This window comes from Streptomyces mayteni (assembly GCF_054783955.1).
The window spans coordinates 139766-164441 of the sequence record NZ_BAAGPR010000004.1; the positions used below are offsets into that span (position 1 = coordinate 139766).

Below are 24676 nucleotides of genomic sequence, written 5' to 3' on the forward strand. Positions count from 1 at the left end.
GAGCCACCATGGCCCCCGGCCTCCCAGGACGCGACGGCACCGGCCAGCCTCCTGGCCAAGGACCGGGTGGGGCGTCCGGCGCTTCTTCGTCCGGGACCCGAACGGTCGGGTGGTCAACGTGCTCAGCCACCGGCGCTGAGCCGACATCGAAAGCCGACATCGAGAGGGGAAGGCCCGTGGATCCGGAGATCGCCGCGTTGGCCGGCACAGCGGGGACGACGATCGTGACGCTGGCGGCCACCGACGCCTGGCAGCGCACCAGGGACGGCCTGGCCGCGCTCTGGCACCGCGTCAGGCCCGACCGCGCCGCCACCGTCACCGCCCAACTGGACACCACCCGCGAGGAGCTGACCGCCGCACCCGACGCCGACACCGAGGCCGAGCTGGCCGCCGAGTGGCAGGGCCGGATAAGGCGTCTGCTGGTGGAGCACCCCGAGGTGGCGGACGAACTGCGCACGCTGCTCGCCGAGTTGCGCGAGGAGCCGGCCGCGCCGCCCGCCGCGCCCGTTGTCGACCAGCGCGCCACCGCCTCGGGGAACGCCCGCGTCTACCAGGCCGGCGGCGACATGCACATCGGCGAGCCGTGACGGCCGCCGCCTCCTGACGGGGTCCCCCGATCGGATTGATCCCCGGCGGAGAACGGATTCGCCACGGCCTCGTCGTGCCACGGTGGTCGCCCGCCCACCGGAGAGCGACAGGGAGGCCCCCTTGCGGGTCCTGTGCACGACGATCGGCAGCCCTTCCCACGGCCGCGCCCAACTCCCCCTCCTCCGCGCCCTCGCCACCCGGCACGAGGTGCTGGTCCTCGCCGACCCGGCGGTCGAGGGGGTGTTCAGGGAGGACGACGTCCGGGTGGTGCCGTGCCTGGGGGCGCTCGACCCCGCCGCCTGGGTCGAGCGGTACCCGGAGGCGGTTCCCGAGCCCGCGCCCGACGATCCCGAGCGGTTCCACGCCGCCCTGATGCGGGCGATCTTCCGGGGCATGGCCCTGGGCGGGGCGGCGGACTCCTACGCGATCGCGCTGCCGCTCGCCGAGGAGTTCCGCCCCGACCTGATCCTGCGCGACGGCATGGACCTCGGCGCCTGCCTGGTCGGTGAGCGGCTAGGCGTCCCGCACCTGCCCACCCCCTCGGGCACCACCAACCTCCTCGACCCCGCCGAGGTCCTCGAACCGCTCAACGCCACCCGCGCCCGGCTCGGCCTGCCGGCCGGCGACGACCCGCTCTCCGTCGTGCCGCACGGGCGCGTCGACTACGTGCCGGCCGGGCTCTCCTTCTCCCGCCACCTCGGCCCCTCCCTGGCCTACCGGCAGACCCTCGACGTGACCAGGGCCGGCGCGCTCCCCGACTGGGTCGCCGAACTCGCCACCGACCGGCCCCTGGTGTTCGCCGCCATCGGCACCGCGCTCCCGATGTCGCACGAGCGCGCCGCGGGCGCGCCGCCGCCCGACCCGTACCCGGACGGGCCGGCCACGCTGCGGGCCATGGCCGAGGCGGTCGCCCTGCTCGACGACTGCGTCGTCGTCCTGGCCACCGGGGGCGTCCCGCTGGACCCGGAGGTCGCGCTGGGACCGCACGTCCACGCCACCGAGCGGCTGCCGCAGCCGCTGCTGTTGGAGTCGGTCGACCTCTTCCTCACCCACGGCGGCTTCAACAGCATCCGCGAGTCGCTGCGCACCGCCACCCCGATGGTGGTGCTGCCGCAGTTCGGCGACCAGTACCCCAACGCCCGCCGCGTCGAACAACTCGACCTCGGCCGCCGCGTCACCGACCCCCGCCCCGAGGCCGTCGCCGCCCTCTGCCGCGACGTCCTCGCCGACCACGCCATCGCCACCAGCGCCCGCTGGGCGAGGCTCGCGATGCTGACCCTGCCCCCGATCGAGACCGCCGTCGCCGACCTGGTGAAGCTCGTCGCCGGCTGACGACCGCCCGGGCGCGGGCGGGGCGTGGCCGAGCCGGCTCACCCCTCGGTCGCGCCCGCTTCGCCCCCGAGGTGCCAGCTGTTGGACGGGGTGTCCAGCCACCCGCGCACCTCTCCGCCGCCGAGCACGGTGAGGCCGAGCCGGTCGACGCCTGGCCGACCGGCCGATGTCCACCAGCGGTGGGCGGCGGACAGCTCATCCCAGAGCCCGCGGTGCCCGACCTGCCGCACCCGGGTGACCGCGCCGGCAGCGGTGCGCCGCTCGGCGCTGGACCAGGATTGGTCACGCAGGCTGTACAGCCAGAGCACGTGGCCGTCGTCCAGCGGCTGCACGGCGTGTGCCGCCCCGGGCATGCGAAGCCCCGCGGCGAAGGCGAAGGGGTGCCACGCCACATGGGCGGGCGGCGCTTCGGCGACGGTGAACTCGCTGACCGGCAGGCTGCCGTCCGCCGGATAGGTGGGCCAGGTGAAGCGCTGGGCACGCAACTTCATGAACTCGACCGGCCGCAGGAACGGGCCGCTGGCGGAGCCGTCATCCCCGACGGTCAGCCGCAGCAGGGCGTCGGCGTTGGAGTAGTGGGTGCCCCACGGGATGAGGACGAGCCCGCCGGGGCGAACCTGCCGAAGCCACTCCTGGGGGATCTCCCGGACCCCGCAGGTCGCGATGACACGGTCGAACAGCCCGGAGCCGGGCGCGCCCAGCGCCCCGTCACCTGTCAGTACGCGCGGGCGGAGACCCGCGCGGGACAGGGCACGCTCCGCGGCCTCGGCCACCGTTCCGTCGATCTCCACGGTGGTGACGTTCTCCTCGCCGAGCCGGTGCGCGAGAAGGGCGGCGTTCCAGCCGGTGCCGGTGCCGATCTCCAACACCCGGTGTCCCGGGGCGACATCGAGGTCGTCGAGCATGCCGGCCACGACCGAAGGCATCGAAGCGGAGCTGGTGGGCACCGTGCCCGGCTCGCTCCCTGCGTGGTCGCCGTCGTCCCACTGCGTGACGAGAGGAACATCCGCCTCGGCCGCCCGCTGCCAGGCCTCCGGATCCTTGACCCGGTGAACCGGCACGCTGGCGCCGGTGGCCATGTCATGCGGCCACACCAGATCGGGAAGGAACAGCGATCGAGGCAACGCCCGGAAGGCGGCTGCCCACTCATTCGTGGGACTCGCCCTGCTCTCGCCGTCAGCGGTAGCGTCCACTATTCCTTTTCCGAGTCGTCGTCTCGGTGCTGGCCGCTGCCTCCCGGCGCACCGCCGTCGGGGTGTGGGGGAGTGGACGGCGGCGTCCATGGCGTGAACGGCTTTCCGTCCTCGCTGTTCTCCTTGTCCTTCTCGTGCTTGCCCACTCGCCCCTCGCTTCCATGCCGAGCGCCATCTCTCTCCGTAATCGTAGGATTACGAGAATGCATGGCGCAAGGGCCCTCAGGGGTTCACGGCGTTCGGCATCCACGCCCGCAACGGCCGCTGGATCAGCTCGCGGTAGGAGTGGTGGGAGGGGTGCTGCCCGGCGTGGTCGAGGACCCAGTGGGCGACCTGCTCCTCGTCGGCAAGGGAGTCGGACGCGTTAAGGCAGACCGCGCACTGGGCGCCGAAGACCATCGGTTCGGCGTCGGGCTCGTCGTCCAGCGCGACGACCCACTCCTCGAAGCGGTAGACGGCGCGCGTCACTTGGGGTCACCGCCGTTCTTGCTCAGCCGGTTGGTCTGACTCTGGGCGTTGACCTGGCGAACTCGCTCACGGAGGCGGTCGGCGGCAGTGGATTCCGGCTCAGGGGCTGACGGCGTGTTGTTCATGGGGGCTCCCCTCCGCCTCGACGCGATGGCAGAGGGCAACCGTATTGCTGCGGAGTGGAGTGTCGCAACTGTGTGTCGCGGCGAAGGTGAGGAGATCCTGAGGTGGTTTCAGATCAGGCCGCTGAGTCGCCGCGTCTTGATGTTGTGGAGGAGTGCGCGGAGGCGTGGAGCATTGGTCGCGATCACCATGCGAGGTGCATCGCTCTCACGTATACGGAGTTGATCGCCCGTGTTGGTCATCTCCACGCAGTTGGCGTCCTCCGCCGAATATGACGACTTCTGCCAGTAGTTGTCTGACATCTCTGCCTTCCTCAAATATCGCGTGCGATCCGCAGAATCAGATCGCGTGCCTCCTTGGGGGTGGTGGCCAATTCTTCCATGCGATTCAAGGTGGCGCGGTAGTTCCGCAGGTGCGTCTCCGCGTCGAGCAGCACCGACCCGTGCGCCGAGTCAAGTTGCACCGTGTCCAGCGCTGTTACCGCCCCGGAGGCGTAGAGGGCGAAGATTCCGATGTTCGGGAACACTCCAGCGGAGAAGGGGATGACGCGAATGGTGACATTGTCCCGCTCTGTGGCTTCCGCCAAGTATTCGAGTTGTCTGTGTGTGACTTTACGGCCACCGAACTGCATGCGCAGCGCGGCCTCGTGGATGAGGTACAGGCATTTCGGCGGCGCCTCCCGGTCCAGGATGTCACGGCGTCGCATCCGGTGTGAGAGTCGCCGGCGAAGCTCGACCGGAGCCAACTCCGGTACGGCTGTGCCGAATAGCGTCCTGGCATATTCCTCGGTCTGTAGCAGTCCTGGAATGTGGGCCACCTGCATGGAGCGCATCGCCCTCGCGTGGTGTTCAAGCTCCGCGAGGTCGAGCCAGGCTGGCGGCAGGGTACCGCGGTACTCCTCCCACCAGCCCTTCACGCGCTCCTCGGCCATCGCCGCGAGCGCGTCCACGTAGTCCTTGTCGGGGCAGGAGTAGGCGCGCGCGAACGTCCGCACCCGCTCGGCGCTCACTCCGAAGCGGCCGGACTCGGTGTTGCTGATCCGCGTGCGGTCCATGTCCAACAGGGCCGCCGCGTCACCGCCGTTGAGGCCGGCGCGCTCGCGCATCTTGCGCAGCTCGGCGCCGAGTCGTCGCTGCCGGGCGGTAGGTGTCGACCTGGGTGGCAAGGTGGTCCCCTCCTGTGTTCGCGCACTCGCGCTCCGTACTCTTCCACGATCGGGTGGAATATCAAAACCGTTCCCGATCGAGTAGCAAATGTCTTCCTAGATGTCCTACGGTTCTCCATGGCCTCACGTTGGGTAAGTAAGCGAACCCGGCCCGCACCCGGCCGTGTTGGGAAGGAACCGCCGTCATGACCACCATCGCCCCCCGCTCCTACCGCCTCACCGCGCCGAACGTCGTGGACACGCCTCGGCTCGCCCGCAACCACGTCGCGGAACTGCTCACCATCGCCGGGCACGGCGAACTCGTCGACACCGCGCGCCTCCTCGTCAGCGAGGCGGTAACGAACGTGTACCAACACACCACCGCGGACCGGCTCTCCATCCGTACCGACATCCGGTCCCACCAGGTTCGGGTGGCCGTTCAGGACGCCGCTCCGCGCCGGCTGCCCTGCGTCTCGTCTGCCGACAACGAGGCGCAAAGTGGCCGTGGCCTGGCGCTTCTCGAAATGCTCGCCGCCGCCTGGGGCGTCACCTTCCACGGCGCTCCGGAGCCCGAGGCGAAGACCGTCTGGTTCGAACGCCGGTCCGACGGAGGTTGCTAGCCTGCTGTTCTGTTCAGGACACACGGGGGAAGAACATGAGTGGTATGCAGGGCTGGCCGGGTGCGGGTTATCCCCCGGCGCCCGGACCTGGCAACCAGGGCAACCAGGGCAACCAGGGCAACGACAGCGGCAAGCGCTTCGGGATCTGGGCCGGCGTCATCGTGGTGGCCGTGGCCGCCTCCTTCGGGCTGGCCGCCGCGACCGGCGCCGACGCGCGAGGCGGCGGGGCCAGTGCCGCGGGGCCGGTCGGGCCGGGTGGCCTGGGTGACCCGGGCGACCTGGGGGACCTGGAGGGTCTCGAGGACTTCGAGACCCCGGACTTCGACGACGGCACCGACATCGGCGGAGCCGACGGCGGCGGCTCGACGGACGGGACGGGGGGAACCGACACCACCATCCCGACCGAGGAGCCCACTCCGACCGACCCGACGCTCGAGGCGTTCCAGCAGGTCGGTTCGGGCGACTGCCTCAACAACTGGATGACGGACGAGGTCTCCTGGGCCTCCGACCTGCCCGAGGTGGTCAACTGCGACGCCGAGGGCGCCGCGCTCTGGGTGTCCCAGACCAGCGAGTACACGTCCGACTGCGGGATGAGCCCGGGCCAGTCGTACCTCTCCTACAGCGCGGGGCTGGAGACCGTCACCCTCTGCGTGACCCGCCAGTTCGACGTCGGCCAGTGCTTCCTCGGCATGTCGGACGGCAGCGCCAACCTGATGAGCTGGGTGGACTGCGAGGGGACCATCCCCGCGCCCTACAGCCAGCTCTACAACGTCACCGCGGTCTACTCGGCGCCCGCCAACACCGATGGCGAGGAGTGCCGTTCGGCCTCGGGCGACGACTTCTGGTGGTGGACCGTCGACGACGACTCGGTGCTGCTCTGCGCCGTCGTCTACCGCTGAGTTCGGGGGAGAGTGCCGTGAGCAACCCATACCAACAGCCGAATCCGAATCCGAATCAGGATCCGACTCCGTACCAGCCCACACAGGCGGCGCACCCGATACAACCGCCGCAGCCCGCCCCGGCCCCCGGCTACGGGTTCCCGCAGCCGCCGCAACCCGCCCCGGCCCCCGGCTACGGTTACGGCTATCCGCAGCCGGGGATGGCGCCCGGCCCGGGCGCCGGGTGGCCGACGCCGCCGCCGCGGAACGGCAATCCGGGGCTCGCCGTCTTCCTCACCATCGGCGCCACGATCGTGCTGATCCTGGTGTACGGCTTCCTCACCGGCGCCGTCGTCGACTTCGAGGCGTTGATCGAGGAGGCGATTACCGAGGGCACCGAGCCCGACGTCGCCCAACTCACCTGGCTCGCCGTGCTGCTCGGCGGACTGGTCGGGCTGCCGGCCGGGAGGCTCGCGCCCGGGCAGCCGGGGCTCTACGTGCTCGCCGGCTTCTGTGCCCTGGTCACGATCCTGGTGGGGGAGACCTTCGCCACCGCCGTGCTGGCCTCCGAGGCGACCGACGGGGCGAAGGGCGCGCTGGAGTTCTTCTTCGAGGACTTCGGCGACATGTGGGACGGCTGGACCACCGACGCGCACGGGCTGACCTGGCTCTTCGTGGCCCTGGCTCCGGCCGGCGCGGTGTTCACCGGCTTCCTGCTGGGGCAGAACCGGCGGCCCATAGCCTGACCGGCATGAGTACGAACGAGACGACCCGAGAGATCGTCCAGGAGTTGTTCGGGCGGATCGGCGCGGGGGACCAGGACCGGATCGCGGAACTGTTCGCCGAGCCCGTCGACTGGCGGGTTGACTGGCCGGAGGGCGAGCACGGCAGGGCCGCCACCCCGTGGATCCGCGCCCGGTCGACCCGCGCCGACGTCGCCGAGCACTTCCGGCAGATCGGCGAGCACCATGTCCCCGAGGAGGCGGGCACGGTGGTCGAGCGGATCCTGGTGGACGGAGGGGACGCCGTCGTCACCGGCGAGATCCGGGGGACCGCCAAGCCCACCGGCCGGCCCTACCGCTCCCGGTTCGCCATCCACCTCACCGTGGAGAACGGCCTGGTCACCAGGTACCACGTGTACGAGGACAGCCTGGCCGTGGCCCAGGCGTTCGAGGCGTGACAGGCGGCACTCAGCAGCCGGGCAACGGGTCCTGCTCGACGGGACGTTCGGGTGGGCGCGGGGCCTGACGCAGGGCCAGCTTGGCGCGGCAGTCGGGACCGAGGCCCCACAGTCGCGCCTCGCGGTCGTGCAGCGGCCGGCCGCACAGCCGGCAGGTGACGCGGGGGCGGCCGTCGGCCCGGTCGTCCTCGCCCGGGAACTCCAGGATCTCGTCCGTCACTTCTCCTCCGGCGCGATCAGCGGGAAGAGCCGGGTGACGGCCGCGACCGGCGCCGCGGCCGCCGGCCGGCCGCGGCGGTCCTGGTAGGGGGCGAGCAGCGCCCTGAACTCCTCGGCCAAACGGGTCAGTTCGGCCGGCGTGAGGTGGACGACGGCGGAGAACGCCTCGTCACGCCGCCACTCCTCGGGCGCGGCTTCGCGGTGGGCGAGCCACCGCTGGTAGCTCTCGTCCTCCAGACCCCTGGCCAGCACGTCGAAGCCGGCGTCGACCGGCTCCGCCGGCGCCCGCAGCCGCCAGGGGCGTACCCGGCCGCCGCCGGCGTGCGGGGCCTCCTCGATCAGGCCGTGCCTGGCCAACTGCCGCAGATGGAACGAGCAGAGCCCCGAGCTGTGGCCGAGTCGCCGCGCCGCCTCGGTCGAGGTGACGGTGCCGAGCTCGGCCAACAGGTCGAGCAGCGCCCGGCGCACGGGGTGTTCGGTGAGAGGAGGAGGGGCCGTGGTCTCGTCTTCTTCGGTCACTTTGCAAAGTCTGGTACTTTGCAAAGCGTCGGGTCAAGTCCGGGAGCCCAGGAGGACGTTGTCATGGCTGCTGTGTTGGTCCAGGGGGAGCCCGTCGACGCGTACCCCAGACCGGCCCCCGAGGCGGTGCGCGGGTCCGTGCGGCGGATCACGGTGGTCGGCGAGGAGGTGCTGCACCGGCCCTGCCGGGACGTCACCGAGTTCGGCTCACCCGAACTGGCGCGGCTGGTCGACGACATGTTCGCCACGCTCGACGTGGCGGAGGGCGCCGGGCTCGCCGCCAACCAGGTCGGCGTCGACCTGCGGCTCTTCGTCTGGGACATGACCGACGACTGGGGGGTGCGGCACGTCGGGCACATCGCCAACCCGGTGCTCGACGAGGAGCCGGCCGAGCGGCGCACGCTGCTCGAGGAGCCCGAGGGATGCCTGTCCGTGCCGGGGCCCTACGTGCCGCTGGCTCGGCCCGACCACGCCGTGGTGCGGGGCGTCGACCTCGAAGGACGGCCGCTGGTCATCGAGGGGCGCGGCTACTTCGCGCGCTGCCTCCAGCACGAGACCGACCACCTGTACGGCCGCCTCTACCTGGACCGGCTGGCGGCCAGGGACCGTCGGGCGGCGCTGCGCGAGATGGCCGCCCTGCACGACGAGGTGCTGGCCCGCCGCGCGGCACGAGCCGGGCGACGGGCCAGCGGGTGAACTGAGGAGAAGAGGAGCGGAAAGGGGACGCGGCCGGTCACTCCTGGCCGGCCGGGACCTCCTCGTCGTTGCGGATCTGGTTCATCAGGGCCGTCGTCTGCTCCATGTCCCACAGCACCGCCGACTGGCCGTCCGGCGTCTGGAAGCCGGGGTCGGCGACCGGGATGTTCATCCGGTTGGCGCCCCGCATGCCCCAGAACATGGAGCGCAGGTCCCAGAGCGACATGTCCTCGTCGACGATCAGCGAGTCGAGTGAGGCGTTGGCCACCGGGAAGAGCCGGAACGGGTTCAGCAGCGTGGAAGGCGAGGCGGCCTGGTCGGCGAGGGTGCCGAGGAAGTTCTGCTGGTTCTTGGTGCGGCCCAGGTCGCCCTCGGCCTCCTGGTAGCGCTGGCGGTTGAAGGCCAGCGACTCGGCGCCGTTCATTCGCTGGCAGCCGGCCTCGAAGTTCGCGCCGGAGTTCCGGTCCTCGATCGGCTCGTCGAGGCACATCTCGACGCCGCCCAGCGAGTCCACCACGTTGGCGAAGCCGGCGAAGCCGATCTCGACGTAGTGGTCGATGCGGATGTCCAGGTTGTACTCGATGGTGCGGGCCAGCAGCCAGGGGCCCTCGATGGAGTAGGAGGCGTTCAGCTTCTGCGTCTGCTCGGGGATCCGGTTGCCTGACTCGGAGCCGGTGAACTCGGGGATCGTCACCCAGGAGTCGCGGGGCAGGGAGATCATGGTGCTGCCGTTGCTGCCGACGTGCAGCAGCATCATCGAGTCGGTGCGCTTGCCCTCGACGCTGCCGGTGTGCAGCTCCTGCTGCTGCTCCTCGGACAGGCCCTCGCGGCTGTCGGAACCGACGATCAGGTAGTTGGTGCCCTCGCCGGCCTCCGGGCGGTCCTCGACGACCGACAGGTCGACCTCGCGCCGCAGCTTGCCGTCCGCCCAGAAGTAGGTGGCGGTGCCGACCGTCACCAGCACAAGCACCAGGGCCAGCGCGGTGTAGCCGATGCGGCGGCCCCAGCGGGGGCGGCGCGGCGGAGTCCGGCCGTACTCGTCGTCGTAGGGCGGGGTGGGCGGCGGGGGACCCTGCCCCTGGCCGGCGCCCCGGTAGATCTGGCCCTCGTTGTAGTCCGCGTCGTAGCCGGGCCCAGGGCCGGCCGGCTGGTACGCGTCATGCTGCGGCGAGCGCTGGCGCGGGGGTCTCTGGACGTGCGGCATGACCCGTGCGCCCTCGGGCGAGGGGCGGCGGTTCCGTTGCTGCTCGTCGTCGGTCCATCCGTTGGGCCAGTCGCTCATAACACAGCAGTCTGCCTGGCCGGGGATGACCCGCGGGAGGTGGGGTGCGGACTGTGGCAGATCTGATGCAATCGGTCGCACTGGGTGCCTGACCAGACGCTGTCTAGGCTGAGGATATGACTGATCTTCCCGGGAAGCCGACCGCGGCCTCCCGCACCACGCTCTCCCACATCATGTCGCCGAACGACGTCAACCTGCTGGGCACCGTGCATGGTGGCGTGGTCATGAAGCTCGTCGACGACGCGGCCGGGGCGGTGGCCGGCCGGCACTCGGGCGGCCCGGCCGTCACGGCCTCGATGGACGAGATGGTCTTCCTCGAACCGGTGCGGGTGGGCGACCTCGTCCAGGTGCACGCCCAGGTCAACTGGACCGGGCGCACCTCGATGGAGATCGGGGTGCGGGTGATGGCGGAGCGGTGGAACGAGTCGGGGCCGGCGACCCGGGTGGCCACCGCCTATCTGGTGTTCACCGGCGTCGACGAGAACGGCAAGCCGCGCCCCGTGCCGGCGGTGATCCCGGAGACCGACCGGGACCGCGGCCGGTACCAGGAGGCCCAGATCCGCCGCACCCACCGGCTTGCGCGCCGCCGCGAGATCCAGGAGCTGCGGGCCGGGCAGGAGCGGACCGGCTGAACGTCGGTCGGTGGATGCCGCCGGGGGTCACAGGCGGGCGATGCGGGCGTGGCGCTGGCGCGGGGCGCGGCGCGGCGGGGCGACGCCGGTGAGCAGGATCAGCCGGGCCGCGCGGTGCCGCTGGCCGGTGTAGGGGGCGAGCAGTTCGAGCATCCGCTCGTCGTCCGCCTCCCGCTCGCCGGCCAACGCGTAGCCGACGGTCCCCGGCAGGTGCAGATCGCCGACCGTGACGGCGTCCGGGTCCCCGTTGCTGCGCTGCAACGTCTCGGCCGCGGTCCACGGGCCGATGCCGGGGACGGCCTGGAGCCGGGCCAGTGCCTCGGGCAGCGGCATCGCGGCCGCCTCCTCCATCCGGCGGGCCACCCGCGCGGCCCGTACCACCGCGGCCGAGCGCTTGGGGTCCACGCCGGCCAGGTGCCACTCCCAGGACGGGATCATCCGGTACGTCCCCGGCTCGGGCGGCACGAACATGTCGAGCTCGGCGCCTGGCCCTGGGGCCGGCTCGCCGAAGCGGCGCAGCAGCAGGCGCCAGGCGCGGTACGCCTCCTCGGTGGTGACCCGCTGCTCGAGGATCGAGGGGACCAGCGCCTCGAAGACCAGCCCGGTACGGGCCAGCCGGACGCCGCGGTGCCGGCGCAGCGACTCGGCGACCAGTGGGTGGTGCGGGACGAACGCGGCGGGGTCGTCGTCGGCGCCGAGCAGCGCGGGCAGGGAGTCGAGGGCCCAGTCGGCGCCCGGGCCCCAGGCGGTGCAGCCAACGGCCGGGTCGCCGGCGGCGAGGCGCAGGGTGGCCGGGCCCATGGGGGTGCGGGTGGCCCGCCACAGCGTGCCGTCTGAGGCGGCTCGGAACGCCGGGTCGTACGGCCCGCGCCGCAGCACGAGCAGGCTGCGGCGCAGGTCGTAGGGGGTGGGCGGGAGCCAGTCGCGGTGCGGCACGACCGGCAGGCTACGCGACGGGGTCGGCGCGGCCGGCGCGGGGCGTCCACCCCGTCGCGGCCTATCTGCCCTGGAACTCGGCGGCGGTGGTGCGGAGGGTGGGCAACTGGTCGTAGAGCTGGTCGCCCGGGCAGTCGGTGGCGTAGGCGTCGCGGTGCCCCGACACGTTGTCCAGCTCCACGATGGTGCCGGCCGGCCACTTGCCGCCGGTGCTCTCGCGGTTGCTGGTGCCGGTCGGGTCGCCGTCGTGCAGGCCGAGTTTCCAGGCGGTGAGCCTGGCGAGCGCGTCGCGGGCCTGGCTGCTCGGCGCGGTGTCCGAGTGGCTGCCGAGGAGCGCGACGCCCGAGCTGTTGTGGTTGAAGCCCAGGGTGTGGGCGCCCTGAACCGGCTCGGCGACGCCGCCCGCCCGGCCCTCGTAGATGGTGCCGCAGCGGTCGACGAGGAAGTTGTAGCCGATGTCCCGCCAGCCCTGGCTCTCCACGTGGTAGCGGTAGATGCCGCGGATCAGCGCCGGCGAGTCGGAGCAGGCGTAGTCGTTGCCGCCGGCCGTGTGGTGCACGAAGAGGGTCTTGACCGTGTCGGTGTAGAGGAACTCGTCCTCCCGCAGCGACTCGTCGGCGCCCCAGCCGGCGCGGCTCACGATGCTGGGCCGGGGCGCGGTGTGGTCGGCGGCGGCGAGGGTCGCGCCGTGCGGCCGCGGGGCGGCGGGCAGGGGCCTGGCCTCGGGGAGCGGCCTGGCGCCCGTGGTGGGGGTGCCGGGGTCGATCAGTTCGAGGCGCAGCCCGGCGGGCAGCTTGTGGGTCACGGACTCGCCGTTGGCGCCGTCGTCTGTGGCGGTGCTGTCGGTGGCGGTGCCGTCGGTGGGGGCGTCGGGTGCGGTGCCGTCGTCGGGCGGCTCGGCCGCGGGCAGCACCCGGACCTGGACGCCGTCCGAGGGGCCGACCCAGAGCGGCGCGGTGCCGCCGCGCAGCTCGGCGCCCGCCGCCTCGGCGGAGCCGGGGTCGGGGGCGTGCTCGGGGTGGGCGTCGAGCTGCCGCCAGTCGGACCAGTCGCCGGTGTCGGCGGCCCTGGTGCGGACCAGCACCTCGCCGTCGAGCGCGGCGGTGGCGTCCTGCCAGACGACGCCGAGCAGCGAGAACGGCTCGGTGTCGGTGGCCGGCAGGCCCTGGGCGTCGGCGGCGTTCGGGTCGTCGGTCGTGGCGGCGGGCGGTGGGGCGGGTTCCGGGTCCTGGATCGGCGCGAGGGGCATCGACTGGAGTCCGCCGGTCGGGGGCAGCGCGGGGGCATGGTCCGTGGGCTGCCCGGTGGCGAGGGCGGGGGCGGTCAACAGGGCGGCCGAGCAGGCGGTTCCGAGCAGGGAGGCAAGCAGTGCACGCATGAAATGATCTTGTGCATACTCGGTCGAATCTGTCCATTCAGGGAGTTATGGGGTGAATGCGGAGCGCGGTCGTCCGCGGGCCCGCCGGCGACCCTGGCCCCGTCGCGGCCGGACTACGCTGGCGCCGTGAACACCGCCGACCGCACCCCCGCCGACCTGCTGCGTTCCGCGCTCGCCGCCGACCCCGGCCGGCCGCTGCTGACCTACTACGACGACGCCACCGGGGAGCGGGTCGAGCTGTCCGCGGCCACCCTCGCCAACTGGGTGGCCAAGACCGGCGGGCTGCTCCAGGACCAGCTGGCCGTCGGCCGCGGCGAACGGCTCGCGCTGCTGCTCCCCGCCCACTGGCAGACCGCCGTCTGGCTGCTGGCCTGCGCCGCCGTCGGCGTCGTCGTCGAGGTGGACGGCGACCCGGCCGAGGCCGACGCGGTGGTCGCGGGGCCTGACCGGCTCGACGACGCCAGGGCCTGCCGGGGCGAGCGGATCGCGCTGGCGCTGCGCCCGCTGGGCGGCCGCTTCCCGCAGCCACCCGAGGGGTTCGCCGACTACGCGGTCGAGGTGCCGGGCCACCCCGACACCTTCGCCGCCTACGACCCGCCGGGCCCCGACGACCCGGCGCTGCTGGTCGAGGGCCGCGCCCTCACCGGCGGCGAACTGCTCGCGGCCGCCCGCACCGACGCCGCGGAGCGCGGCCTCGGCCCTGGCGACCGGCTGATGTCGCTCGCCGGCTACGACAGTTGGGCCGGCCTCGCGGCCGGCCTCTACGCCCCACTGGCCGTCGGCGGCTCGGTGGTGCTGTGCCGGAACACCGACCGCCTCGACGTCGCCGCCCTCGCCGCGCGCCGGGAGAGTGAGCGCGTCACCCACTTCGCGCACTGACGGTGGCCGGCCGGGGCCGGCGCCCGCAGGATCGTCACCATGAGGGTGCCGAGACAGCCCGCCTACCGCGCGCCCGACCGCGCCCCAGGCCCGGAGCTCCCACCGGAGCCGCCGGGCCTCGTTCGCCGCTGGGTCGGGCGCGTCAGGTCCTGGTGGGCCGGATCCTGGTGGGCCAGGTCACGGTGGACCGGGTCACGGTGGACCGGGTCACGGTGGACCGGGTCACGGTGGGGCCGGCTTCGGCGCGGCGGGATCCTTCGCGGCCGGGTCCCGCGCGGCCGATTCCTCCGCGGCCGGTTCCTCCGCCGCCGGTTCCTCCGCCGGATCAGGCTGCGCTGGGTGGCGGCCGCCGTGGCCCTGCTGGTGCTCGGCTCGGCCACCGCCGGCTGGTGCTACCTCCGCGGCCTCGACGGCAACATCGTCACGGACGTCACCACCGCGGACGAGCTGGAGCGGCACCGTGCGGAGCGGCCGACCCGCGCGCCCGGCAGCGAGGCCGAGAACATCCTGGTCATCGGCACCGGTGAGCGCAGCCCCGACACCGTGCTCCTCTTCCACCTGGCCGGCGACCGGAGCAGCGGCACCGCCGTCGCGCTGCCGCGCGCGCTCGGCGTCGCCGTGCCGCGCTGCGCGGGCCCGGAGGGCACCAGGCTCGCCGCCCGGCGCGGCACCCTCGACACCGCCTACGCCAGCGGCGGCGCGGCCTGCCTGATCCGCACCCTCGAAGGGCTCACCGGCATCCGGGTCGACCACCACCTCATCGTCGACTACGCCGTGGTCGGCCGGGTCGCCGACGCCCTCGGCGGAATCGAGCCCTGCACGCTCGACGCACTGGGCAGAAAGCTCGTCAGCAGCGGGGTGCTGCTCAACCCCGCCAAACTTTTGCCAGTGCTTGACGCCCTGACCTCATCCATCACATCCGACACGGAGCTCAACTCCCTTCGCGAGCTGTACGACCTCCTGCGCGAGATTCGCTCGGTACCGCGCGACGCGCTCCGATTCCTCACCGTTCCCACGGAAACGGGTGATCGCACCGCGCTCGTCGAGGCCGACGCGGAAGCCCTGTTCACGCGGCTGCGCGAGGACCGGCCGGTCTCCGCCGACGACGGCGGACCGCCCCTCGCGGCGCCGGATGACGCGGCGGCGAACACCATGTGCGGGTAAAGAGCAAGGCGATAAAACCCCAGAAAGAGGGAGGAGCAGGAGGATTGGCGTCGCTGACGGGGGTGGAATGCGTCACCGCCATCGCTGCGCGCGGAACCTGGCGGCTAGTGTGTGCCGTCTGATCCTCGAGCAGGCACACGGAGGGCGCACGGAGACGTGGACGCGCAGGGACGTGGGGGAGCGGGCGATGTCGACCCCGCGGATCAGTGGGTACTGAACCCAGACACCGGTAACTACGAGCTGCGCCTGCCGGGCGCCAGGCAGCCCGGGCGGCCCGGCGGTGCCGGCGGTCGGGGCCAACGCCCGACCGGCGACGTCGGGTCGGCGGCCGAGGGGGGCGCACGCACCGCGCGTAACACTCCGCCACGGCAGCGTCGCGCCCCGGCGCCCGCGCCGGGCGGCAGCGCCCCGCCCAACGCGGGCGACAAGCCGGTGCCAGGGCAGCGTGATCGCCGCGCCCCGGTCAACCGGCGCCGCGGCAAGAACGTCAAGAAGAAGCGCAGCCGCACCAGGCGGGTGCTGACCTGGCTCGGCGGCACCGTCGCGATGCTGGTGCTGATCGCCTCGCTCGGCGCCTGGTACCTGTGGGAGCGGCTGAACGGCAACCTGACGCGGGTGGATGCCGGCGTCTCCGCCGACTACGGCGACGGCGACCCGGTGAACATCCTGTTCATCGGCACCGACAGCCGCACCGGCGACGGCAACGACTCCTACGGTGGCGAGGCCAGCGAGGGCAACGACACCACGATCCTGATGCACTTCTCGGCCAACCGCGAGCACGCCACCGGGCTGAGCATCCCCCGCGACATGATCACTGACATCCCCGAGTGCGAGGTCACCGCCGAGGACGGCACGACGGAGACCATCCCCGCCTCCGAGGGCGTGCGGTTCAACCAGTCGATGGGGGCCCTGGGCCGCGACCCGAGCTGCGTCGTCAACTCCGTCCAGGAGATGACGGGCGTCACCATCAACCACCTGATCATGGCCGACTTCAACGCCGTCAAGGACCTGTCGTCGGCGGTCGGCGGCGTGCCGATCTGCCTCGAGGAGCCCATCGACGACCCGAAGTCCGGGCTCGACCTGGCGGCCGGCGAGCACACCGTGGAGGGCGAGGAGGCGCTGTCCTTTGTCCGCACCCGCTACGGCGTGGGCAACGGCGGCGACCTGGACCGGATCAAGCTCCAGCAGCAGTTCGTGGCCTCGATGGCCCGGCAGATCACCGACGGCGGCATCCTCTCCAGCCCCACCAGGCTGCTCGACCTCGCCGACGCCGCCACCCGGGCGCTCACCGTCGACGACGAGATCTCCAACGTCAACGACCTGCGGCTGCTCGCCGAGGACGTCGGCCGGGTCCCGATGTCCGACATGAACTTCGTGACCGTGCCGGTGGTCGACAACCCGGACGAGCCGGAGGACGCCCGCGCCACCGTCGTCCTGGACGAGGGGCGCGCCGCGCCGATCTTCCGGATGATCCAGGAGGACATCGACCCGAACCAGGCCGCCGAGGAGGAGGCAGCCGCCGAGGAGGCGGCGGCCGAGCCCGTGCCGGCGGCCGAGGTCAGGGTCGACGTCTACAACGGCGGCGACGTGATCGGCGCGGCCCAACAGACCCTGGAGTGGCTGCAGAACGTCCAGGGCATGCCGCTGAGCACCAACAAGAGCAACGCCCCCGAGTCGCAGGACACGACGACCCTGGAGTACGGTGCCGACCAGGCTGGCCAGGCCGCCACGCTCGCCGAGGTCATGGGCCTCCCGGACTCGGCGCTCCAGCAGGTCGACGAGGACCGGGGCGACACGCCCATGATGCTGGTCCTCGGGAACGACTTCCGCGGCCCGGGCGAGCCCATCGAGATTCCGGCGGAGCTGCCGGACGACGTCGACAGCATCACCGCGGACGACGAGAGCGTCTGCGCAAGTTGACTGCGCCTGTTTAACCTGGCTCCGCCCGGCCCCGACGGAATGACCTCCGCCTGGGCCGGGCGGAGCCGATCACAGTGGAAGTGGAAGTGGGGGATCCCGTGCGGAGGAGTGGTATACGCGGGGAAGGCGAGGGTGGAGGTTCCGCCGAGCGGGGCCTCCCCGACGGCACGGTTCCGCTGCCCCGCGTGACGGAGCCGACCGAACCGGCCGAGCCGATCGAACCGGCCGAGCCGGCTTCGGCCGCCGGAGGCGGCGGGCGCGCCGAGGCGCGTCGCGGCCGGAAGAAGCCCAAGCCGCGCTGGCGGCGGGTCCTGCTCTGGACCTCGGGTTCGCTCGCGTTCCTGGTGCTGGCCGCGGCCGGCGCCGTCTACTTCTACATCGAGCACCTCAACGGCAACATCGAGTCGGACGACCTGAACCTGGGCGGCAACCGCCTGGACCGCGCCACGCCCAACGCGGACGGTCAGGTTCCGCTCAACATCCTGCTGCTCGGCTCCGACTCCCGTGAGGGCGCCAACCAGGAGCTCGGCGGCGGCAGCGAGGGCGGTGAGCGCGCCGACGTGCAGCTGCTGATGCACGCCTCGGCCGACCGCAGCAACATCACGCTGATCAGCGTGCCGCGCGACACCATGATCACCATTCCGGAGTGCACCGACCCGGAGACCGGCGAGGTCTACCCCGAGAGCTACGACCGGATCAACGCCTCCCTCGGCCACGGCGGCCCCGGCTGCACCGTCGCCGCCTGGGAGGAGATGACCGGCATCCCGATCGACCACTTCATGATGCTGGACTTCGAGGGCGTGGTCAGCATGGCCGACGCCGTCGGCGGCGTCCCGGTCTGCGTGGACGCCAATGTCGACGACCCGGAGTCGCACCTGCGGCTGCCGGCCGGCGACAACGTCGTGGAGGGCGAGCAGGCGCTCCAGTGGTTGCGCACCAGGCACGCGTTCGGCGACGGCGGCGACGTCGGCCGCACCAGGGGCCAGCAGATGTACCTGAGCAACATGGCCGACGAGCTCCAGGGCAGCACCTCGCTGACCAACCCGGGCGAGCTGATGGACCTGGCCGAGGCCGCCACCAACGCGCTGACCGTCGACAACGACCTCGCCAGCGTCCAGGACCTCTACGGCCTCGGCGAGGACCTGCGCTCGGTGCCTGGCGACCGGATCAACAGCATCACCATGCCGTGGCTGCCCGACCCGGAGAACCCGGACGTCACGGTGGTCCCCGACCCGGCCGAGGCGGAAGCGCTGTTCGCGCTGGTCAGGGACGACATCCCGCTGGACGACCAGGAGGCGCGGCCCGCCGAGGACGAGGACGGGGCGTCGGACGCCGCGGAGACCGACGAGCCCGCCACCCCCGAGTCCACCCCGGATCCGGCGGCGGACGTCGCCGTCCTGGTACGGAACGGCACCGGCGACGTGACCACCGGCGAGGCGCCGGCGGACGGCCGGGCCAGCGACATCACCGAGGAGCTCGTGGCCCGCGGGTACACGGGCGCGACGACCGATCTCGGCTCTGAGCCGCAGCCCGACTCCATGGTGCTCTACCCGACGAACGCGCAGCAGGCCAACGCGGAGGCGGTGGCCGAGGCCATGGGCCTGCCGCACTCCGCGGTCCGGATATCGCCGAGCGCCGCGGGGATCACCCTGATCGTGGGCAACGACTGGCGCGAGGGCGCCGACTACCCGGAGCCGTCCCAGGAGGAGACCGGCGGCGAGACGGGCACGGGCGAGGAGGAGCAGGCCGTCGACGACGAGGCCATCCTCTTCGGCGACGACAAGGACTGCATGTCGGTCAACCCCGCCTACACCTGGTAGCCGCGCGGGCCGCCGGCCGGGGCGCGGCGCGTCCCGGTCCGGCTACCAGGACCGCGGTCAGGGCTGCTCGGCGGCGACGGGCTCCCGGCGGGAGGCGATGACCTGCCGGGCCAGCTTCCTCGGGCTGGTGAGGAATCCCCAGCCCCAGGAGAGGTGCATGGTGGCGAGCGCCAGCGGGATCCGGAGCCGCGCGCCGAGGCCGAGCCCCTTGCCGGCCGGCAGCGAGCCCAGCGTGATCGCGGCCAGGTAGCCGCCGGGGACCAGCAGGCCCCACGGCGTCAGCACCACGCCCACCACCAGGCCGGCGGCGATCGCCACCAGCGCCACCGGCGGCGCGAGATAGCGCGGGTTGATGGAGCCGGAGTGGTAGCGGGCCACCACGTGCCGCCAACGGCCGTAGTTGCGGTACTGCTTGGCCAGCGCCGCCACCGAGGGCCGTGGCCGGTAGGACACCAGCAGCTCGGGCGAGAACCAGACGAGCCCGCCGGCCTGCCTGATGCGGTAGTTGAGCTCCCAGTCCTGGGCCCTGATGAACTCCACGTTGTAGCCGCCCTGCCGCTCGAGCACCTCGCGGCGGAACACGCCCAGGTAGACGGTCTCGGCCTCGCCGGCCGCGCCACCGGTGTGGAAGGCGGCGTTCCCGACGCCGATCCGCGAGGTCATCGCGGCGGCCACCGCGTGCTCCCAGTCGTTCTCGCCCTCGGCGTGCATGATGCCGCCGACGTTGGCCGCGCCCGTCTCGTGGAGCAGCCGCACCGCGGTCGCGATATAGCCGGGGGACAGCATCCCGTGGCCGTCCACCCGCACCACCACCGGGTGCGAGGACGCCTCGATCGCCGCGTTGAGCCCGGCCGGCGTCCGGCCGGTCGGGTTGGGGACCGTGCGCACCCGCTCGTCGGCCGCGACCAGTTCGGCGGCGATCTCGTCGGTGCGGTCGGTCGAGGGGCCGAGGGCGATCACGACCTCGATCTCGCCCGGGTACTCCTGCTCGAGAATGTGCCGGACCGAGCTGCGCAGATGCCGCTCCTCGTTGAGCACCGGCATGATGACGGACACGGCGGGGGTCGGAATGCTGGTCACCGGCTCACGTTACCGCGAACGGGGGACCCCGAAGCGCGCCGGCCCCGGGTCGAAGATCGTATGGACATACCTTGGGCGCGGGAGGTGCCCGGATGCCCACCACCAGCACCACGACGTCACGTCTCGACCGCCGCCGAGGCCTTGCTCGCCGCTGGGGCCTGCGGCTCGCCGGCGGGCTCGCCGCCCTGACCCTGCTGACCAGCGGCGTCGGCCACGCCGTGGTCGACTCGGCCGCCAAGGGGGTACGCCGCGTCGACCCGTTCGACGGCCTCGCCGACCGCCCCGACGCCGGTCGCGGCCTCAACATCCTGCTGATCGGCACCGACTCCCGCGAGGGCCTGACCGAGGCGGAACGCGGCCGCTACCAGGTGGGCGACGTCGGCTGCTACTGCGCCGACGCCGTGATGCTGCTCCATCTCTCCGAGTCCCGCGACCGGATGACGGTGGTGAGCCTGCCGCGCGACAGCTACGCCAAGCTGCCGGGCCACGACCTGGTCCTCGCGGACGGGCACCACGACGCCCACCCGGACAAGCTCAACGCGGCGCTCTCGCACGGCGGCCCGCCGCTGATGGTGCGCACCGTGGAGGCGCTGACCGGACTGCGCGTCGACCACTACCTGGAGGTCGGCTTCGCCGGCTTCGCGGGCGCCGTCGACGAGGTCGGCGGCGTCGCCGTGTGCACGGCCGAGCCGATGCGGGACGAGAGCGCAGGGCTCGACATCCCCGCCGGCCGCACCGTCCTCGACGGCGCAGGCGCCCTCTCCTACGTCCGCGCCCGGCACGTCGACGGCGGCTCCGACGTGGACCGGATGGCACGTCAGCAGGACTTCCTCGCGGCCTTCTTCGACCGGGTGATCGACGACGGCGTGCTGCTCAACCCGACCAGGCTGGGGCGCACGGTCGACGCCCTCCTCGGCTCGGTCGCCGCCGACCCGGGCTTCGGGGCCGAGGAGATGCTGCAACTGGCCGGCCTGATGCGGGACTTCGACACGTCGAACGTCACGTTCACCTCGGTCCCGGTCGCCGACCAGAACCGCGAGGTCGACGGCCTCGGCTCCACGGTCCTCTGGGACCGCCCGGAGAGCGACCGCCTCTTCACCGCCCTCCGCACCGACGACCCCACGGCGGCCCCCTCACCGACGGCCGCGGCTTCCGCCACCCCCAACCCGAAGCCGGCCAACTGCTGACCCGGCCCCCGGCGGCTTCGCCGCCGGGGTTTTGGCCCCACCCTCCCCCAGCCTGGCGGCTGGGAGGTGCCCCCACTAGCCCTTTCCTCCGCGCTCCGCGCGGACGTGACGCCCGACGCCCGGGCCTTCGGCCCGGAGGCGCGGTCGCGAAAGGCCGGGCCCGGCAGGCCACCGCGCGGAGCGCGAAAAGGGCGGGTGGGTGGGGTCAAACTGGCGGCGAAGCCGCCGGCCTGGCCTGGCCTTCGGCCCGGAGTTGCGGTCGCCGACGGCCGAGCTTTCGGCCCGGCGGCGGCTCCGCCGCCAGGCGACAGCGCGCGGACTAGGGCGGGTGGGTGGGGTCAACCCCGCGGCGGCGCAGCCGCCAGCATGGCCAGGCCGGCGGAGCCGCCCGGCTAGCGGGTCGTGACGAAGGCGTCGGCCGCACGCGGCGGTCGCGGCCGTGGGGGGGAGGCCGCGTGGCCGATGGCCACGGCGCCCATCGGGTCCCAGTCGGCCGGCAGGGCCAACTCGGCCCGTACCACGTCGCGGCAGAACATCGTCGACGACACCCACGCCGAGCCGAGGCCCTCGCCGGCCAGCGCCACCAGCAGGTTCTGCACGCCGGCGCCCATCGCCACCACGAACATCTCCCGCTCGGCCGTCGCGCGCCGCTCGTCCGGGTAGTCGTGCGCGCCGTCCGCCACCAGGCAGGGAACCACCAGGTAAGGGGCCGCCCGCAGCACGTCGCCGCGCCGCACCCGGCGGGCGATGGACTCCTCGGACTTCCCGTCCCGCCGCAGGTCCGCGATCCAGGCGTCGCGCATCGCGTCGAGCAGCCCGCGCCGCGCCTCGGCCGACTCGAGCAGCACGAACCGCCAGGGCGTGGTGTGGTGCGGCGCCGGGGCCGTCACCGCGGCGGCCACGGCGCGCCGCACCGCGGCCGGTTCGACCGGCGCGTCCGTGAACTCCCGCACCGTGCGCCGCAGCGCCACGGCCTCCCTGACCGCCTCCGAGGTGCCGAGCCTGAACATGTCGGAGCCGGCGTCCCGCACCAGGTCACGGGCGGTGGCGGGGCCCTCGCCCACCAGGTGGGCCAGGCCGCGGACGACCGCCACCGGCAGCCCGGCCGTCTTGCCCTTCACCAGCTCGCCGGCGGCCGCGAGTTCGTCGGCGACCGCGGTGACCGTGACGCCGAGCTCGTTGCCGTGCGGGTCGGTCGAGCCGCGCAGGTCGTCGAGGACGGCGAGCCCGGCGGCGCCGATCGCCACGTCGGTCTGCCCCTCGCGCCACGGGCGGCCGAAGGTGTCGGTGACCAGCACCCCGACGTCCACGCCGAGCAGCTGGCGCAGGCCGCGCCGGATCCCGGCCGCCGAGGCGTCCGGGTCCTCCGGCAGCAACAGCACCGTGCCGGCGGGGGTGTTGGAGGCGTCCACGCCGGCCGCAGCCATCACGAAGCCGTGCCGCGACTCGACGATCCTGGTGCGGCCGCGGCGGGCCACCACCCGGACGGCCTCCTCGTCGATGGCGGCCTCGCGGTCGTCGGCCCGCCTGGCCCGCCCCTCGGCCTTGCTGACGATCTTGGAGGTGACGACGACGACGTCGCCGTCGACCAGCGCCGGCCCCCCGGTGGGCCCCGCCGTGGCCGACACGGCCGTGGCGATCAGCTTGGCCAGCTCGTCGCCCGGCGCCACCTCGGGGATGCCGGGAACCGCCCACACGGAGTACGCGGGAGCCGGCAGCTCGCTCGTCATGCGGCCGTGACCTCCTCGGCCAGTTCCAGCGCCGCGGTGGCCATGGCGGCGGCCGCGTCGAGGTCCGTCATCATCAGCGGCACGGCCCGGCAGCGGATGCCGTCGTCCTCGACGGCCTTCACCGCGTGCGCGTCCACCGTGTCCACCAGCCAGCCGTCGAGCAGCCCCGAACCGTAGTGCTGGGCGACGGCCGCCGCGGTGGCCTCGACGCCGACCGCCGCGAGCACCTTGTCCGCCATGCCGCGCACCGGCGCGTCGCCGACGATCGGCGAGAGGCCGACCACCGGCACCCCGGCGCTCGCGATGCCCTCGCGCATGCCGGGCACCGCGAGGATGGTGCCCACGCTCACCACCGGGTTGGACGGCGGGAAGACGATGACGTCGGCCGCGGCCACGGCCTCGAGCACGCCGGGCGCCGGCTTCGCCTGGTCCGCGCCGACCGGCACCACCGCGTGCGCGGGGACGGCGGCCCGCAGCCGCACCCAGTACTCCTGGAAGTGCACCGCCTTGCGGCCGCCGACCCCGTCGTCGATCAGCACATGCGTCTCGACCCGGTCGTCCGTCATCGGCAGCAGCCGGACGCCCGGCTGCCACCGCTGGCACAGCGCCTCGGTGACCGCGCTGAGCGGATAGCCGGCCTCCAGCATCTGGGTGCGGACGATGTGGGTCGCGAAGTCCCGGTCGCCGAGGCCGAACCACTCGGGCCCGACGCCGTAGGCGGCCAGCTCCTCCTTGACCGTGAAGGTCTCGTCCGCGCGGCCCCAGCCCTGCCCCTCGTGGATGCCGCCGCCCAGCGTGTACATCACGGTGTCGAGGTCGGGACAGACCTTGAGGCCGAACAGATGGATGTCGTCGCCGGTGTTGCCGATGACGGTGATGTCCGCGTCGGGGGCGGCCCGCTTGAGCCCGCGCAGGAAGCGGGCGCCGCCGATGCCGCCGGACAGAACCACGATGCGTCGCATGCCCGCCAGTCTGTCAGCAGGCCGCCGTCGAACGGGGCACGGGTGCGGAATGCGCCCGTTGGTGCATCCGCATCTGGGTGAGGCCGGGGAAGTAGACGTGCAGGCTGACGGCCGGCTCCAACGAGGCGTTGACCATCTCGTGCACGAACCCCGGCGCCAGCACCCGCAGCGAGCCCGGGGTCAGCACCCGCCCGCCGCGGCCCACCGTCGACTCGGTCAACGCGCCGGCCAGCACGGTGTAGACGCCGCTCGACTCGCCGTGGTCGTGCAGCCCGCTGCCTTGCCCAGGCACCCAGCTCAGCAGCCACACCTCGTATCCGGGGCCGGTGCGCAGCCGGTGGTACCAGCGGCTCGCCGCGTCGTACCGCACCAGGGGCGCCCAACACTCGCGGTCCCCGGCCAGCGCGCCGGCCAGGGCGGCGAACTCCGCCACGGTGCTGGGGTGCTCGGGAACGGGTGGCAGCAGATGCGGGATCGCCAGCGGATCGCCGGCGATCGCGTTGTCGTTGTCCATGGAGTCGGGGTACGCCTCGGTGAGCTCGGTGATCGAAGTCGGACTCGAAGGATGCCCTACAGGAACGAGTCGGGCCGCCCGTCCGTCAACCGAACGCGCGACCAGGACCATTGTTTCATCACTTCCGGTCGCTCCGGTCCCCGAATGGTTTATGCGGGGATGACACCGGACAGGTGCCGCGTTGCCCATCCGTGATGCGGCTGTGATCTACGTCGCTGACCGACGCCGGTTG

27 protein-coding genes and 1 pseudogene are annotated in these 24676 nt (G+C 73.0%); 14 read left to right on the forward strand and 14 right to left on the reverse strand.

Annotated elements, in window-relative coordinates; genetic code table 11:
- Positions 1-67 precede the first annotated feature (67 nt).
- From ACYVPE_RS03385 to ACYVPE_RS03395, 3 genes and pseudogenes are all read left to right on the forward strand, one after another.
- Positions 68-139 (forward strand): annotated as a pseudogene (locus tag ACYVPE_RS03385) (VOC family protein); the annotation flags it as partial.
- A 37-nt stretch (positions 140-176) separates the two neighbouring features.
- Positions 177-587 carry a hypothetical protein gene (locus tag ACYVPE_RS03390; RefSeq protein ID WP_461031844.1) on the forward strand — a complete coding sequence of 137 codons (411 nt, stop codon included), beginning with the start codon at positions 177-179 and terminating at the stop codon, positions 585-587.
- A 121-nt stretch (positions 588-708) separates the two neighbouring features.
- Positions 709-1920: a glycosyltransferase gene (locus tag ACYVPE_RS03395; protein WP_461031845.1), complete on the forward strand. Its 1212-nt coding sequence runs from the start codon at positions 709-711 to the stop codon at positions 1918-1920.
- Between the two features lie 38 nt (positions 1921-1958).
- On the opposite strand, the gene ACYVPE_RS03400 is transcribed toward ACYVPE_RS03395, so the two are convergent.
- The 5 genes from ACYVPE_RS03400 to ACYVPE_RS03420 form a co-directional block, all read right to left on the reverse strand.
- A complete protein-coding gene (locus ACYVPE_RS03400; RefSeq protein WP_461031846.1) occupies positions 1959-2999 on the reverse strand; it encodes a methyltransferase domain-containing protein in 1041 nt (346 codons plus the stop codon).
- Between the two features lie 336 nt (positions 3000-3335).
- A complete protein-coding gene (locus tag ACYVPE_RS03405) occupies positions 3336-3581 on the reverse strand; it encodes a DUF7848 domain-containing protein (protein WP_461031847.1) in 246 nt (81 codons plus the stop codon).
- Positions 3578-3706 (reverse strand): hypothetical protein, encoded by a 129-nt coding sequence (locus ACYVPE_RS03410; protein ID WP_461031848.1) that lies wholly within the window; start codon positions 3704-3706, stop codon positions 3578-3580. The genes ACYVPE_RS03405 and ACYVPE_RS03410 overlap by 4 nt, the downstream gene beginning before the upstream one ends.
- A gap of 108 nt (positions 3707-3814) precedes the next feature.
- A complete protein-coding gene (locus tag ACYVPE_RS03415) occupies positions 3815-4006 on the reverse strand; it encodes a DUF397 domain-containing protein (RefSeq protein ID WP_461031849.1) in 192 nt (63 codons plus the stop codon).
- A gap of 11 nt (positions 4007-4017) precedes the next feature.
- Positions 4018-4869, reverse strand: a complete 852-nt coding sequence (locus tag ACYVPE_RS03420; RefSeq protein ID WP_461031850.1) for a helix-turn-helix domain-containing protein — start codon at positions 4867-4869, stop codon at positions 4018-4020.
- A 185-nt stretch (positions 4870-5054) separates the two neighbouring features.
- Here ACYVPE_RS03420 and ACYVPE_RS03425 point away from each other — a divergent pair, with 185 nt between their 5' ends.
- Genes ACYVPE_RS03425 through ACYVPE_RS03440 form a run of 4 tightly spaced genes read left to right on the forward strand, consistent with a single transcriptional unit; the run spans position 5055 to position 7526 of the window.
- Positions 5055-5468, forward strand: a complete 414-nt coding sequence (locus ACYVPE_RS03425; protein WP_461031851.1) for an ATP-binding protein — start codon at positions 5055-5057, stop codon at positions 5466-5468.
- 35 nt (positions 5469-5503) lie between these two features.
- A complete protein-coding gene (locus ACYVPE_RS03430) occupies positions 5504-6367 on the forward strand; it encodes a hypothetical protein (RefSeq protein ID WP_461031852.1) in 864 nt (287 codons plus the stop codon).
- 17 nt (positions 6368-6384) lie between these two features.
- Entirely contained in the window at positions 6385-7092 is a 708-nt protein-coding gene (locus ACYVPE_RS03435) for a hypothetical protein (protein WP_461031853.1), read from the forward strand.
- 5 nt (positions 7093-7097) lie between these two features.
- Positions 7098-7526, forward strand: a complete 429-nt coding sequence (locus tag ACYVPE_RS03440; RefSeq protein WP_461031854.1) for a nuclear transport factor 2 family protein — start codon at positions 7098-7100, stop codon at positions 7524-7526.
- A gap of 10 nt (positions 7527-7536) precedes the next feature.
- Here the strand turns inward: ACYVPE_RS03440 and ACYVPE_RS03445 are convergent, their stop codons facing one another.
- Together ACYVPE_RS03445 and ACYVPE_RS03450 are read right to left on the reverse strand one after the other, a co-directional pair.
- On the reverse strand, positions 7537-7746 hold the full coding sequence (locus ACYVPE_RS03445; protein WP_461031855.1) for a DUF6011 domain-containing protein: 210 nt from the start codon (positions 7744-7746) through the stop codon (positions 7537-7539).
- Positions 7743-8264: a winged helix-turn-helix domain-containing protein gene (locus tag ACYVPE_RS03450; protein WP_461031856.1), complete on the reverse strand. Its 522-nt coding sequence runs from the start codon at positions 8262-8264 to the stop codon at positions 7743-7745. The genes ACYVPE_RS03445 and ACYVPE_RS03450 overlap by 4 nt, the downstream gene beginning before the upstream one ends.
- 63 nt (positions 8265-8327) lie before the next feature.
- Here ACYVPE_RS03450 and def point away from each other — a divergent pair, with 63 nt between their 5' ends.
- Positions 8328-8960 (forward strand): peptide deformylase, encoded by a 633-nt coding sequence (gene def / locus ACYVPE_RS03455; protein ID WP_461031857.1) that lies wholly within the window; start codon positions 8328-8330, stop codon positions 8958-8960.
- A 37-nt stretch (positions 8961-8997) separates the two neighbouring features.
- On the opposite strand, the gene ACYVPE_RS03460 is transcribed toward def, so the two are convergent.
- Positions 8998-10242 (reverse strand): LCP family protein, encoded by a 1245-nt coding sequence (locus ACYVPE_RS03460; RefSeq protein ID WP_461031858.1) that lies wholly within the window; start codon positions 10240-10242, stop codon positions 8998-9000.
- 116 nt (positions 10243-10358) lie between these two features.
- On the opposite strand from ACYVPE_RS03460, the gene ACYVPE_RS03465 reads away from it, so the two are divergent.
- Complete coding sequence (locus ACYVPE_RS03465) at positions 10359-10874, forward strand: acyl-CoA thioesterase (RefSeq protein WP_461031859.1); 516 nt, start codon at positions 10359-10361, stop codon at positions 10872-10874.
- 27 nt (positions 10875-10901) lie between these two features.
- Here ACYVPE_RS03465 and ACYVPE_RS03470 read toward each other — a convergent pair whose 3' ends face one another.
- Both ACYVPE_RS03470 and ACYVPE_RS03475 read right to left on the reverse strand, forming a co-directional pair.
- A complete protein-coding gene (locus ACYVPE_RS03470; protein ID WP_461031860.1) occupies positions 10902-11810 on the reverse strand; it encodes a DNA-3-methyladenine glycosylase family protein in 909 nt (302 codons plus the stop codon).
- Positions 11811-11871: 61 nt separating this feature from the next.
- A complete protein-coding gene (locus tag ACYVPE_RS03475) occupies positions 11872-13188 on the reverse strand; it encodes a peptidoglycan recognition protein family protein (RefSeq protein WP_461031861.1) in 1317 nt (438 codons plus the stop codon).
- Positions 13189-13314: 126 nt separating this feature from the next.
- Here ACYVPE_RS03475 and ACYVPE_RS03480 point away from each other — a divergent pair, with 126 nt between their 5' ends.
- From ACYVPE_RS03480 to ACYVPE_RS03495, 4 genes are all read left to right on the forward strand, one after another.
- Positions 13315-14067 carry a TIGR03089 family protein gene (locus ACYVPE_RS03480; protein WP_461031862.1) on the forward strand — a complete coding sequence of 251 codons (753 nt, stop codon included), beginning with the start codon at positions 13315-13317 and terminating at the stop codon, positions 14065-14067.
- A gap of 339 nt (positions 14068-14406) precedes the next feature.
- Entirely contained in the window at positions 14407-15231 is an 825-nt protein-coding gene (locus tag ACYVPE_RS03485) for an LCP family protein (protein ID WP_461031863.1), read from the forward strand.
- 432 nt (positions 15232-15663) lie between these two features.
- The gene (locus tag ACYVPE_RS03490) at positions 15664-17151 is read left to right on the forward strand and encodes an LCP family protein (RefSeq protein WP_461031864.1); all 1488 of its coding nucleotides are present in this window, start codon (positions 15664-15666) and stop codon (positions 17149-17151) included.
- A gap of 185 nt (positions 17152-17336) precedes the next feature.
- Entirely contained in the window at positions 17337-18971 is a 1635-nt protein-coding gene (locus tag ACYVPE_RS03495; protein ID WP_461031865.1) for an LCP family protein, read from the forward strand.
- Between the two features lie 57 nt (positions 18972-19028).
- Here ACYVPE_RS03495 and ACYVPE_RS03500 read toward each other — a convergent pair whose 3' ends face one another.
- Complete coding sequence (locus tag ACYVPE_RS03500) at positions 19029-20042, reverse strand: glycosyltransferase family 2 protein (protein ID WP_461031888.1); 1014 nt, start codon at positions 20040-20042, stop codon at positions 19029-19031.
- Between the two features lie 101 nt (positions 20043-20143).
- On the opposite strand from ACYVPE_RS03500, the gene ACYVPE_RS03505 reads away from it, so the two are divergent.
- On the forward strand, positions 20144-21238 hold the full coding sequence (locus tag ACYVPE_RS03505) for an LCP family protein (RefSeq protein ID WP_461031866.1): 1095 nt from the start codon (positions 20144-20146) through the stop codon (positions 21236-21238).
- Positions 21239-21630: 392 nt separating this feature from the next.
- Here the strand turns inward: ACYVPE_RS03505 and ACYVPE_RS03510 are convergent, their stop codons facing one another.
- From ACYVPE_RS03510 to ACYVPE_RS03520, 3 genes are read right to left on the reverse strand one after another with little or no spacing between them, the layout of a single operon-like run.
- Positions 21631-22968: a coenzyme F420-0:L-glutamate ligase gene (locus ACYVPE_RS03510; protein ID WP_461031867.1), complete on the reverse strand. Its 1338-nt coding sequence runs from the start codon at positions 22966-22968 to the stop codon at positions 21631-21633.
- Positions 22965-23930 (reverse strand): 2-phospho-L-lactate transferase, encoded by a 966-nt coding sequence (gene cofD, locus ACYVPE_RS03515; protein WP_461031868.1) that lies wholly within the window; start codon positions 23928-23930, stop codon positions 22965-22967. The genes ACYVPE_RS03510 and cofD overlap by 4 nt, the downstream gene beginning before the upstream one ends.
- Positions 23931-23943: 13 nt before the next feature.
- Complete coding sequence (locus tag ACYVPE_RS03520) at positions 23944-24444, reverse strand: cysteine dioxygenase (protein WP_461031869.1); 501 nt, start codon at positions 24442-24444, stop codon at positions 23944-23946.
- Positions 24445-24676 lie beyond the last annotated feature (232 nt).

Bases quoted from the DNA above. Each gene is read 5' to 3' on its own strand.
- ACYVPE_RS03505 (WP_461031866.1), top strand. From the start codon at position 20,144: ATGCCCACCACCAGCACCACGACGTCACGTCTCGACCGCCGCCGAGGC.
- def (WP_461031857.1), top strand. From the start codon at position 8,328: ATGGCTGCTGTGTTGGTCCAGGGGGAGCCCGTCGACGCGTACCCCAGA.
- ACYVPE_RS03400 (WP_461031846.1), bottom strand. From the start codon at position 2,999: ATGGCCACCGGCGCCAGCGTGCCGGTTCACCGGGTCAAGGATCCGGAG.
- ACYVPE_RS03475 (WP_461031861.1), bottom strand. From the start codon at position 13,188: ATGCGTGCACTGCTTGCCTCCCTGCTCGGAACCGCCTGCTCGGCCGCC.
- ACYVPE_RS03410 (WP_461031848.1), bottom strand. From the start codon at position 3,706: ATGAACAACACGCCGTCAGCCCCTGAGCCGGAATCCACTGCCGCCGAC.
- ACYVPE_RS03440 (WP_461031854.1), top strand. From the start codon at position 7,098: ATGAGTACGAACGAGACGACCCGAGAGATCGTCCAGGAGTTGTTCGGG.
- ACYVPE_RS03520 (WP_461031869.1), bottom strand. From the start codon at position 24,444: ATGGACAACGACAACGCGATCGCCGGCGATCCGCTGGCGATCCCGCAT.
- ACYVPE_RS03415 (WP_461031849.1), bottom strand. From the start codon at position 4,006: ATGTCAGACAACTACTGGCAGAAGTCGTCATATTCGGCGGAGGACGCC.
- ACYVPE_RS03460 (WP_461031858.1), bottom strand. From the start codon at position 10,242: ATGAGCGACTGGCCCAACGGATGGACCGACGACGAGCAGCAACGGAAC.
- ACYVPE_RS03425 (WP_461031851.1), top strand. From the start codon at position 5,055: ATGACCACCATCGCCCCCCGCTCCTACCGCCTCACCGCGCCGAACGTC.
- cofD (WP_461031868.1), bottom strand. From the start codon at position 23,930: ATGCGACGCATCGTGGTTCTGTCCGGCGGCATCGGCGGCGCCCGCTTC.
- ACYVPE_RS03430 (WP_461031852.1), top strand. From the start codon at position 5,504: ATGAGTGGTATGCAGGGCTGGCCGGGTGCGGGTTATCCCCCGGCGCCC.
- ACYVPE_RS03510 (WP_461031867.1), bottom strand. From the start codon at position 22,968: ATGACGAGCGAGCTGCCGGCTCCCGCGTACTCCGTGTGGGCGGTTCCC.
- ACYVPE_RS03465 (WP_461031859.1), top strand. From the start codon at position 10,359: ATGACTGATCTTCCCGGGAAGCCGACCGCGGCCTCCCGCACCACGCTC.